Annotated in this window: 10 protein-coding genes; 8 read left to right on the top strand and 2 right to left on the bottom strand. The window is 67.4% G+C overall.

The window, feature by feature from the left end:
* Positions 1-1337, top strand: a 1337-nt coding sequence (gene trhP, locus GPA22_RS21845) for a prephenate-dependent tRNA uridine(34) hydroxylase TrhP (protein ID WP_246264625.1), incomplete at its 5' end; no start/stop codon positions are given.
* Positions 1338-1480: 143 nt separating this feature from the next.
* Here the strand turns inward: trhP and GPA22_RS21850 are convergent.
* Positions 1481-3160, bottom strand: coding sequence for a diguanylate cyclase domain-containing protein (locus GPA22_RS21850; protein WP_169258182.1), 1680 nt, complete (start codon positions 3158-3160; stop codon positions 1481-1483).
* Positions 3161-3447: 287 nt separating this feature from the next.
* On the opposite strand from GPA22_RS21850, the gene GPA22_RS21855 reads away from it, so the two are divergent.
* The 7 genes from GPA22_RS21855 (at position 3448) to metW (ending at position 10125) form a co-directional block, all read left to right on the top strand.
* Positions 3448-5073 (top strand): ABC-F family ATPase, encoded by a 1626-nt coding sequence (locus GPA22_RS21855; RefSeq protein WP_169258183.1) that lies wholly within the window; start codon positions 3448-3450, stop codon positions 5071-5073.
* Positions 5074-5250: 177 nt separating this feature from the next.
* A complete protein-coding gene (locus GPA22_RS21860; RefSeq protein ID WP_169258184.1) occupies positions 5251-5733 on the top strand; it encodes a hypothetical protein in 483 nt (160 codons plus the stop codon).
* Between the two features lie 108 nt (positions 5734-5841).
* Positions 5842-6225: a PTS sugar transporter subunit IIA gene (locus GPA22_RS21865; protein WP_169258185.1), complete on the top strand. Its 384-nt coding sequence runs from the start codon at positions 5842-5844 to the stop codon at positions 6223-6225.
* 11 nt (positions 6226-6236) lie between these two features.
* Positions 6237-6506 (top strand): HPr family phosphocarrier protein, encoded by a 270-nt coding sequence (locus GPA22_RS21870; RefSeq protein ID WP_169258186.1) that lies wholly within the window; start codon positions 6237-6239, stop codon positions 6504-6506.
* 4 nt (positions 6507-6510) lie between these two features.
* Positions 6511-8241 carry a phosphoenolpyruvate--protein phosphotransferase gene (gene ptsP, locus GPA22_RS21875; protein ID WP_169258187.1) on the top strand — a complete coding sequence of 577 codons (1731 nt, stop codon included), beginning with the start codon at positions 6511-6513 and terminating at the stop codon, positions 8239-8241.
* 166 nt (positions 8242-8407) lie between these two features.
* Entirely contained in the window at positions 8408-9535 is a 1128-nt protein-coding gene (gene metX / locus GPA22_RS21880) for a homoserine O-succinyltransferase MetX (RefSeq protein ID WP_169258188.1), read from the top strand.
* A 2-nt stretch (positions 9536-9537) separates the two neighbouring features.
* On the top strand, positions 9538-10125 hold the full coding sequence (gene metW, locus GPA22_RS21885; RefSeq protein ID WP_169258189.1) for a methionine biosynthesis protein MetW: 588 nt from the start codon (positions 9538-9540) through the stop codon (positions 10123-10125).
* A gap of 70 nt (positions 10126-10195) precedes the next feature.
* Here the strand turns inward: metW and GPA22_RS21890 are convergent, their stop codons facing one another.
* Positions 10196-10513, bottom strand: coding sequence for a hypothetical protein (locus GPA22_RS21890; protein ID WP_169258190.1), 318 nt, complete (start codon positions 10511-10513; stop codon positions 10196-10198).
* Positions 10514-10718: the final 205 nt, after the last annotated feature.

Here is a 10718-nt window from a genome sequence, read left to right on the forward strand (position 1 = left end):
CCCCCGAACTCCTCGCCCCCGCCGGCTCCCTGCAGATGATGCGCACCGCCTTCGCCTACGGCGCCGACGCGGTCTATGCCGGCCAGCCGCGCTACTCGCTGCGCGTGCGCAACAACAGCTTCGACAAGCTCGACGCCCTCGCCGCCGGCATCACCGAGGCGCACGCCGCGGGCAAGGCCTTCTACCTCGTCAGCAACATCTACCCGCACAACACCAAGGTCCGCAGCTTCCTCGCCGACATGGAGCCGGTGATCGCGCTCGCGCCCGACGCGCTCATCATGGCCGACCCCGGCCTCATCATGATGGTGCGCGAGCGCTGGCCCGAGGTCGACGTGCACCTCTCGGTGCAGGCCAACACCACCAACTACGCCGCCGTGCGCTTCTGGGCTTCGGTCGGCATCAAGCGCATCATCCTGTCGCGCGAACTCTCGCTCGACGAGATCGAGGACATCCGCCAGGCCTGCCCGGACATGGAACTGGAAGTCTTCGTGCACGGCGCACTGTGCGTCGCCTATTCCGGCCGCTGCCTGCTGTCGGGCTACTTCAACCACCGCGACCCCAATCAGGGCACCTGCACCAACTCCTGCCGCTGGGACTACAAGGTGCATGACGCCAACGAAGACGGCGCCGGCGACCTGCACCGCTGCGCCAGCACGCCGCAGCCCGCGCCCGACACCGCGCTCGGCGGCGGCGCCCGCCACGACGCCGCCGCGCGCGTCTACCTGCTCGAGGAAGGCACCCGCCCCGGCCAGCTGATGCCGATCGAGGAAGACGAACACGGCACCTACATCCTCAACTCGAAGGACCTGCGCGCGGTCGAGCACATCGAGCGGCTGGTGAAGATCGGCGTCGATTCGCTGAAGATCGAAGGGCGCACGAAGAGCCCCTACTACGTCGCACGCGCGAGCCAGGGCTACCGCCGCGCGATCGACGACGCGCTCGCCGGCCGCCCCTTCGACACGCGCCTCCTCGGCGAACTCGAAGGCCTCGCCAACCGCGGCTACACCGACGGCTTCTACCAGCGCCACCACACGCCCGACCACCAGAACTACCTGCGCGGCCACTCGGAATCGGGGCGCAGCCTTTTCGTCGGCGAAGTGCTGGGCATCGACGCCGCCAGCGGGCTCGCGGAAGTGGAGGTCAAGAACGGCTTCGGCGTCGGCGACCGGCTGGAGTTCGTCCAGCCCCACGGCAACGTCATCGCTCCCCTCGCACGCCTCGAGAACCTCGACGGCGAAGCGCTCGCGCGCATCCCCGGCGCCGGCCGCCGCGTGCGCCTGCCGCTGCCCGCGGGCGCCCGGGCCGACGCGCCGTGCTTCGTCGCACGCCTGCTCTGAAGCCCCGCGGACCGCCACCGCAGGCCGGTCACGAACTGCCACTGCGCCGAGTCCCGTCCCATCCTGTGCCGACCGGTGCGGCGGCCCCCCGTGCGGTCGCCCCTTCGGCATGGGTCGCCCACGCGAAGGCCCGTGATTGCCAATCAGGAACGGCCGCGCGCGACTTTCTTCCTGCCACCCGGCACGACGGCGCCACCCGGCACACGCACCAGCTTGCGGATCACGCGCAGGCGCGGCGCCCTCGCAACCGCTCGCACCTCGAGCAGCGTGCCGTGCGAACCGGTGTCCCCTGCGCGCTTGTCGTCATACATCGCCGCATCCGCACGGCGGATCAGCTCCTCGGGGTCGTCGCCGTCCCCGGGGCACACGCTCACGCCCAGGCTGGCGGTGAGCCGCAGCACCAGCCCGTCGCGCAGTTCGACGGGCTGTGCCACCGCGGCGAGCAGCTTGGCCGCAATCGGCACGGCGGCCGCATGCTCCATCACGCCGGGAAGGAGCACGACGAACTCGTCACCCGCAATGCGCGCGACCGTATCGGTCTCGCGCACGCTGCCGCGCATGTGCGCAGCGACCGTGCTCAGCACCACATCGCCGGCGTCGTGGCCATGCCTGTCATTCACTTCCTTGAAGCGGTCGAGGTCGACGAAGAACAGCGCGAACCCTTCGCCGCTACGCCGCCAGTGCGCAGCCGCCTCGCCCACCCGGTCCTGCAGCAAGCGCCGGTTGGGCAGGCCGGTCAAGGGGTCATGCAAGGCGGAATGACTTGCCCGCTCATGGTTTTCGTGTTCGCGCGCGACTGCCGCACGGTGGCGCCGCAGATGCCAGACGAGCACCGCCAGCGAACCGCAGGCCAGAAACGCCGCCAGCGCCAGGGGTTCGACCGGGACGTCGACGAAACGCATCTGCCGGCTCACGCTCAAGCGGATCGGCGGCGAGGCGCTGTAGTCCTCCAAGTCCATGCTGATCTGCGGCAACAACCGGCGCTCATGCGGTGACGTCGGCAGCACCGCAGGCATATCGAACAGCGGGGGCTGCAACGGCCCCGCCTCGCCGATCGCGTACAGCGTGTGCGCGGTACGCGGATCGCTGCGCCCCGGGCGCAGCGATCCCGCCTTCACGATCAACTGCGCCAGCCGCTCCGGCGCGGCCGCCGCGCGCACGGCATCATCCGGCGGCGAGCCCGTTGCGCGGCGCAGCATCACGTATGCGAGCGCTCCTTCCGTGAGCGCGAACGGCGGCGACGATACGGCCGCCCCGCTGCGACGTGCCCGCTGCAGCGCGTCGCGCACGTACGGCACCGAATCCACATCCAGTCCGAGGACGCGCCGCGCCCGCGGCGTGTCGGGCCACATGAAGGCAATCGGGTAATAGACGGGCTTGTCCGCGACCGGCAGCCGCCTGCCCCCATCATCGAAGTCGAAGCGGCCGATGCGCACGGGCTCCCCTAATCGCGCCGCGAGCTTCCGCTCGAAGGCGGAACGCTCCGCCGCGGACACCTTGTCGACAACCTCAAGGCTGTAGATGTGCGGATTGTCGGCGAGCAGCCGCTCCGCGAAATCCGCCAGCTGTGCATCGGTGGGGCTTTCGACAGCGCCGAGGAAGGCGGCAAAACCCGCGAGCAAGGCCTCGTTGGTGCGCAGACGATCGCGCAGCAGTTCGATGTCCGCCTCGGCGTCCGCCTGGAACTCGGAACGGATGTTTTCCCAGGTCCCGCGCAGCACCAGCACGAACAACGAAACGCTGAACAAGATCCACGCAAGGAGCAGCATGGCGTAGAGCGGGGTGTCGCCTCTGCGCAGCTGTGGCCGTTCGCCGCTGTCCACGAGTCCTCCCTTAGCCGCTCGTCCGTCCCATGGCGGCCCGCGCGCCTGCCTCCGGAAAGGGAATGGGCATCAGAAATTACACTCTATTCCTCTGCCGCCGTCGCGTACATATCCCGAAGGTCGTATCGATCCTGCTGATTTTGCGTGGCAATTACCCAAACCGTGCGGCGTGGCGCAGACGCATCCGGCGGTGGAACGAATGACCGCGGACCGGATCCGCGAGAGCGGTCGGCCTTCATCTGCGCTATAATGCAAAGCTTTGTTTTAACTGAAATTCAGGATCCGCCGTGCTCGTCGCCGCCAACATCACCATGCAGTTCGGGGCCAAGCCCCTGTTCGAGAATGTCTCCGTCAAGTTCGGCGAAGGCAACCGCTACGGCCTGATCGGCGCGAACGGCGCGGGCAAGTCGACCTTCATGAAGATCCTGTGCGGCGCGCTCGAATCGACCGCCGGCAACGTCTCGAAGGACCCGCACGAGCGCATGGCCTACCTGCGCCAGGACCAGTTCGGCTACGAGGACATGCGCGTGCTCGACGTCGTGCTGATGGGCCACGAGGAGATGTGGGCGTGCATGGCGGAGAAGGACGCGATCTACGCGAACCCCGAGGCGACCGAAGAAGACTACATGCACGCGGCCGAACTCGAAGGCAAGTTCGCCGAGTACGACGGCTACACCGCCGAGGCGCGCGCGGGCGAGCTGCTGCTGGGCGTGGGCATCGGCACCGAGCTGCACAACGGCCCGATGAAGAACGTCGCGCCGGGCTGGAAGCTGCGCGTGCTGCTGTGCCAGGCGCTGTTCGCCAACCCCGACATCCTGCTGCTCGACGAGCCGACCAACAACCTCGACATCAACACCATCCGCTGGCTCGAGGACGTGTTGAACGAGCGCAACAGCACGATGGTGATCATCTCGCACGACCGCCACTTCCTGAACCAGGTGTGCACGCACATGGCGGACCTCGACTACGGCACGATCACCGTGTACGCCGGCAACTACGACGACTACATGGAAGCGGCGACGCTTGCGCGCGAGCGCCAGAGCGCCGCGAACGCCCGCGCGAAGGAAAAGATCCAGGACCTGCAGGAATTCGTGCGCCGCTTCTCGGCCAACAAGTCCAAGGCCAAGCAGGCCACCAGCCGCCTGAAGCTCATCGACAAGTTGAAGCCCGAGGACGTCAAGCCCTCGTCGCGCCAGTACCCGTGGATCCGCTTCGACTACGACGACAAGGACAAGCTGCACCGCCTCGCGTGCGAAGTCGAGAACCTGTCCTTCGCCTACGAGGGCATGGAAAAGCCGCTCATCAACAAGTTCTCGATCGCGATCGAGGCCGGCGAGAAGGTCGCGATCATCGGCGAGAACGGCGTCGGCAAGACCACGCTGATGAAGCTGCTGCTCGGCAGCCTGCAGGCGCAGAAGGGCCACGTGAAGTGGGCCGAAAAGGCCAAGCCCGGCTACTACGCGCAGGACCACTCGGCCGACTTCGCCGGCACCGCGAAGCTCACCGACTGGATCTCCGAGTATGCGCGCGTGACCGCTTCCGTCACCGGCGAGGACCTCGAGACGCTGATCCGCGGCACGCTGGGCCGCCTGCTGTTCTCCGGCGACGAAGTGAGGAAGCCCGTCAACGTGATTTCCGGCGGCGAGCAGGGCCGCATGCTGTTCGGCAAGCTGATGCTGTCGCGCCCGAACGTGCTGCTGATGGACGAGCCGACCAACCACCTCGACATGGAATCGATCGAGTCGCTCAACAGCGGCCTCGAGAAGTTCTCCGGCACGCTGGTCTTCATCTCGCACGACCGCGAGTTCGTGTCCTCGCTGGCGACCCGCATCATCGAGATCAAGCTGGACGGCACGATCGTCGATTACCGCGGCACCTACGAGGAATACCTCGCCAGCCAGGGCCTGGCGTAACGCCAGCGGCGGGGGGATGGCACGCCCCGCCGCATAATCATTCGGTATTTTTTCACACACCGAATGCATAATTTGTTGCGCCGTATCTAAGCCAAATGTATATTCGGCCGCTCGAATCCCCCGCCGGGGAGTCTTTCACACGGGCGGCCGATCCTGGTTACGACGCGGGGCTTTTCCTTGCTGCTGGCGGCATCGACGGCGATTATCGGCGCCGGGGCGGCGCGCGCCGAGTATTCCGACTGTCGCAGCTGTCATTACGCCACGACCCTTGACAGCACCGCACCGGATCTCACGGGCTATTTCCTCGCGCCCGGCCATCATCCGGTGCGGGTGAGCTACCCGGTGCGCGCCGACTACAACCAGCCCGCCGGAGCCGCGACGGGCATCCTGTTCTTCGATCTCAACGGCAACGGCGTGCCCGACGCCGACGAGATCCAGCTCTTCAGCAGCACCGCGCTGACACCCGCGACCGAAACGACCGGCACCACGCGCACCAGGGGCAAGGTGAAGAGTACGGCGAGCACCGACACATGGATGATCGACTGCGCGTCCTGCCACATCGAGCACGGCATCGCCCCGCCCGATCCGGTGCACAGCGCCGACTACGTCCGCCGGGCGGGGGGCGAACGGCTGCTCTGCGTCACCTGTCACAACCTCTAGCGCCGCCGGCCGCAACTTTCCGGCGCCGCCGTGGCGCGTCGCACACCACATCGCAGCCGCACCCCGCGTGTCGGCTACAATCGTCGCATCCCCAGGGCGTCGGCGAACATGATCGGCATCTTCCTCATCACCCACGGCACACTCGGCGAGGCGCTGATCCAGTGCGCCTGCCACGTGCTCAACAATCGCCCCGACAACGTCATCCAGCTCGGACTGTCCGGCCAGGACGATCCGCTCGACATCCTGCCGGTCGCGCAGCAGATGCTCGCGACGGTCGACAAGGGGCATGGCGTCGTGATACTCACCGATATCTACGGCGCCACGCCCGCAAACGTCGCGCTCAAGCTGCTCGAGCCGGGGCGCGTCGAGGGCATCGCGGGCGTGAACCTGCCGATGCTGCTGCGAGCGCTGACCTACCGGGAAAAAGACATGAACACGCTGGTCCAGCGGGCCGTCACCGGCGGCTGCGAGGGCGTGCTGCACATGAAGTGAGAGAGGGATAGATGCCGAAAGCGGAAGTCGAAATCATCAACAAGCTGGGCCTGCACGCGCGGGCGTCGGCGAAACTGACGCAGATCGCGAGCAACTTCGGGGCGGACATCTGGCTGGAGCGCAACGGCCGCCGCGTGAACGCCAAGAGCATCATGGGGGTGATGATGCTGGCCGCGGCGCGCGGCTCGACGATCACGGTCGAGACCGCCGGGCAGGATGAGGCCACGGCGCTGCAGGCGATCCTCGACCTCATCGCCGACCGTTTCGGCGAGGGGGAGTAGCACCATGCCGTTCACGATCCACGGCCTGCCCGTATCCCAGGGCATCGCCATCGGCCACGTGCATCTCGTGTCGCATGCGATGCTGGAGGTGAACCACTACCACGTGGCGGCGAAGTATCTGCCCGAGGAAGTGGAGCGCCTCAACGAGGCCGTCGCGACCGTGCGGGGCGAGCTGGTGGGGCTGAAGGCCGCGACCACCGGCGGGCAGCCCCACAGCGAGGTCGGCGCCTTCGTGGATCTGCAGCTGATGATGCTCGGCGACCCGATGCTGGTCGACGCCGCGCGCGTCCTGATCAACGAGCGACGCTGCAACGCCGAGTGGGCGCTGGTGCAGCAGATGGAGCTCGTCGTCGAGCAGTTCGAGCAGATCGAGGATCCCTACCTGCGCGAGCGCAAGGCGGACGTCGTGCAGGTGGTCGAGCGCGTCGTGAAGGTGCTGCTGGGCCACCCCGGCCACCTGCCGCCGAAGCGGCGCGACGGGCTGGGCACGATCATCGTCGCGCACGACCTGTCGCCGGCCGACACGATCGGCTTTCGCGACCACAACATCGGCGGCTTCGTCACCGACGTCGGCGGCCCGACCAGCCATACCGCGATCGTCGCGCGCAGCCTGCGCATTCCGGCGGTGGTAGGCCTGCACCACATCCGCCAGCTCGTCGAGGAGGACGAGCTGCTGATCATCGACGGCACGCGCGGAGTCGTGATCGTCGGGCCCGACGAGCGCATCGTCGAGGAATACCGCCTGCGCCGCAGCGAGCTCGAACTGGAACGCTCGAAGCTCAACCGCCTGAAGGACACGCGCGCGACGACGCTCGACGGCGAGGACGTGAATCTCCTCGCGAACATCGAGGGGCCGAAGGACCTCAACCAGGTGAAGGCGGTCAATGCCGACGGCGTGGGCCTGTACCGCACCGAGTTCCTCTTCATCGGCCGCGATGCGCTGCCCGACGAGGACGAGCAGTACGAGGCCTACCGCGCGGTGCTGAAGTCGCTGCCGGGCAAGCCGGTGACGATCCGCACCTTCGACGTCGGCGCCGACAAGGCGCTCAATGGCGTCGGCGCGCGCTTCGAGCCGAACCCGGCGCTCGGCCTGCGCGCCGTGCGCTACTCGCTGGCCGAGCCGCAGATGTTCCTGACGCAGCTGCGGGCGCTGCTGCGCGCGTCGGTGCACGGGCGTCTGCAGATCATGATCCCGATGCTCGCGCACGCGCACGAGATCGACCAGTCGCTGCAGCTGGTCGCGAAGGCCAGGGCGGAGCTCGACGCCGAGGGGCTCAGGTACGACCCGCGCGTCGAGATCGGCGGCATGATCGAGGTGCCGGCCGCGGCGCTCGCGCTGGGCATGTTCATCCGCCGCCTGTCCTTCCTGTCGATCGGCACCAACGACCTGATTCAATACACGCTCGCGATCGACCGCTCCGACGAGGCCGTCGTGCATCTCTACGACCCGCTGCACCCCGCGGTGCTGAAGCTGATCGCCGGCACGATCCAGGCCGGCGCACGCTTCGGCCTGCCGGTGTCGGTGTGCGGCGAGATGGCGGGCGACCCGGCCTACACGCTGCTGCTCCTGGGCATGGGCTTGCGCAATTTCTCGATGCACCCGGGCCACATCCTCGAGATCAAGCGGCAGGTGCTGCGCGCCGACCTGAACGAGCTGGCGCCGCGCGTGCAGCGCATCCTGAAGATGGACGAGCAGGCCAAGGTGCGCGAGGCGGTGCTGCGGCTCGCGGGCTGAGGGGCCGGGCGTGCCGTTTGACAATTGGCCGTCCGCACGCTACTTTTGCCCTTCAGCGCCGATTTGAACCACAGCTTGCGGGCGCTCAATAAATCCGGCTAAAGCGAGGACGACCCAGTCCGCGTTTCGCAGCCGGCTGGGTTTTTTCGTTGACAAGAATACGGCCATGATCCAACCCCAATCCGTCGGCGTCGTCGCCCCGCAGCGGGCGCACTTCGCCGAGCCGCTGCCGCTGCGCAGCGGGAACACGCTGCCCGAATACGAGCTGGTCTACGAGACCTACGGCGAACTGAACACCGACCGCAGCAACGCGGTGCTGGTGTGCCACGCGCTGTCCGGCTCGCACCACGTCGCCGGCCACTACGCCGACGCGCCCAACAGCGTCGGCTGGTGGGACAACCTCGTCGGCCCCGGCAAGCCGCTCGACGCGCGCAAGTTCTTCGTCATCGGCGTGAACAATCTCGGCGGCTGTCACGGCTCGACCGGGCCGATCTCGATCAACCCGGCCACCGGCAAGCCCTGGGGCGCGGATTTCCCCTTCGTGACCGTCGAGGACTGGGTCGAGGCGCAGGCGCGGCTCGCGGATCGGCTGGGCATCCAGCGTTTTGCCGCAATCGTCGGCGGCAGCCTGGGCGGCATGCAGGCGCTCTCCTGGACGCTGCAGTATCCCGAGCGCGTCGCCCACGCGGTCGTGATCGCGTCCGCGCCGAAGCTCACGGCACAGAACATCGCGTTCAACGAGGTCGCGCGCCAGGCGATCCTGACCGACCCGGATTTCCACGGCGGCGACTACTACGCGCACGGCGTCGTGCCGGCGCGCGGCCTGAAGCTCGCGCGCATGGTGGGGCACATCACCTATCTCTCCGATGACGCAATGGGCGACAAGTTCGGCCGCAGCCTGCGCCACGGCAAGGCCATCTACAGCTACGACGTCGAGTTCGAGATCGAGTCCTACCTGCGCTACCAGGGCGACAAGTTCGCCGGTTTCTTCGACGCCAACACCTACCTGCTGGCGACCAAGGCGCTCGACTACTTCGACCCCGCCTTCGAGCATGGCGGCAACCTGCCGGCGGCGCTGGCGCCCGCGACGGCCGACTTCCTGGTCGTATCCTTCAGTACCGACTGGCGCTTCTCGCCCGCCCGCAGCCGCGAGATCGTGTATGCGCTGCTGCACAACCAGCGCAACGTCAGCTATGCCCAGATCGAGAGCGACGCCGGGCACGACTCCTTCCTGCTCGACGACGCGCAGTACCACGCGCTGCTCGCCGCCTATTTCGACCGCATCAAGGTTTGACCATGTCCTACCGCTACGACTACGAAGTCATCACCCAGTGGATCGCGCCGGGGGAAAAGGTGCTCGACCTCGGCTGCGGCGACGGCAGCCTGCTGAAGCACCTCGCGGAGGTGCGCCAAGTGCAGGGTTACGGCGTCGAGAACGACCCGGACAAGCTGCTCGCGTGCACGCGCAACGGCGTGAACGTGATCCAGATGGACATGGAAAAGGGGCTCGCCGGCATCGAGGACGGCTTCTTCGACCACGTGATCATGAGCCTGTCGCTGCAGGCGATGCACAACACGCAGGGCATCCTCGCGGAGATGCTGCGCGTCGCGCGCGAGGCGGTGGTGAGCTTCCCGAACTTCGGCTATTGGCGCCACCGCCAGAGCATCCTCAACGGCCGCATGCCGGTGTCGGAGAGCCTGCCACACCAGTGGTTCAACACGCCCAACGTGCGCTTCTTCACGATCTCGGATTTCGATGCGCTGTGCGAGATGAACGGCATCGCGGTGCGCGAGCGGCTGGCGTTCGATGAGGGCAAGCTGATCCTCGACGAACCGAACTTCCTCGCCAGCGTGGCGGTGTACCGCCTCGGCCGCGGGGGCTGAATCCGTCGCCCCGATACGAAAGGACGAACTGGCCCGCTTTCGCGGGCCTTTTCATTCGTGCGCGGCGCCCTCAGCCGACGACGAAGTTGGCGACGTCGACCCGCACGGTCGGGCGGCCCAGCGCCACCGCGGTGGCGACGGCGAACTGCCTGGCCCAGTCCCCGCCCTGCTTGAAGCGTTCCTCGCCCCCATACTTGGCGACGTTGAGGATCATGTCGAGCACGAGGATCTTGCCCATCGGGTTCGACGGCGTGCATTCGAGCCGTTCGAACTCGCCCGACATCCAGGCGCGTGCCTGATCCTTCGCGAGACCCGCCGCGTCGGCGTCGGACACGATCGTTTCGTATTCGCGCTCGGCGCCGAATACCACGGTGATGTGTTGCGTCATCCCTCTCTCCTCCTCGATCATTTCTGGTTTATGCGTTGCACGTGCATTCTCGGGCGAGTCGCACAGGCAGGCAAGCCCGCGCGCAGGAGGCTGCGCAGGGCCGGAATGTAAGGCCCTGCTGCGGCGGCGGCGCGCACCGGGGCAATCTGGGATAATGCGCCGAACCTCCGCCGAAAGCCCTCCGTGCCGCCCAGTCCCCCCGCCC

This window comes from Aromatoleum toluvorans, from assembly GCF_012910905.1.
Taxonomy (GTDB): domain Bacteria; phylum Pseudomonadota; class Gammaproteobacteria; order Burkholderiales; family Rhodocyclaceae; genus Aromatoleum; species Aromatoleum toluvorans.

Excerpts from the sequence above, each read along its gene's own strand:
- GPA22_RS21865 (WP_169258185.1), top strand. The coding sequence starts at position 5,842 with ATGATCGGCATCTTCCTCATCACCCACGGCACACTCGGCGAGGCGCTG.
- GPA22_RS21870 (WP_169258186.1), top strand. The coding sequence starts at position 6,237 with ATGCCGAAAGCGGAAGTCGAAATCATCAACAAGCTGGGCCTGCACGCG.
- ptsP (WP_169258187.1), top strand. The coding sequence starts at position 6,511 with ATGCCGTTCACGATCCACGGCCTGCCCGTATCCCAGGGCATCGCCATC.
- metX (WP_169258188.1), top strand. The coding sequence starts at position 8,408 with ATGATCCAACCCCAATCCGTCGGCGTCGTCGCCCCGCAGCGGGCGCAC.
- metW (WP_169258189.1), top strand. The coding sequence starts at position 9,538 with ATGTCCTACCGCTACGACTACGAAGTCATCACCCAGTGGATCGCGCCG.
- GPA22_RS21890 (WP_169258190.1), bottom strand. The coding sequence starts at position 10,513 with ATGACGCAACACATCACCGTGGTATTCGGCGCCGAGCGCGAATACGAA.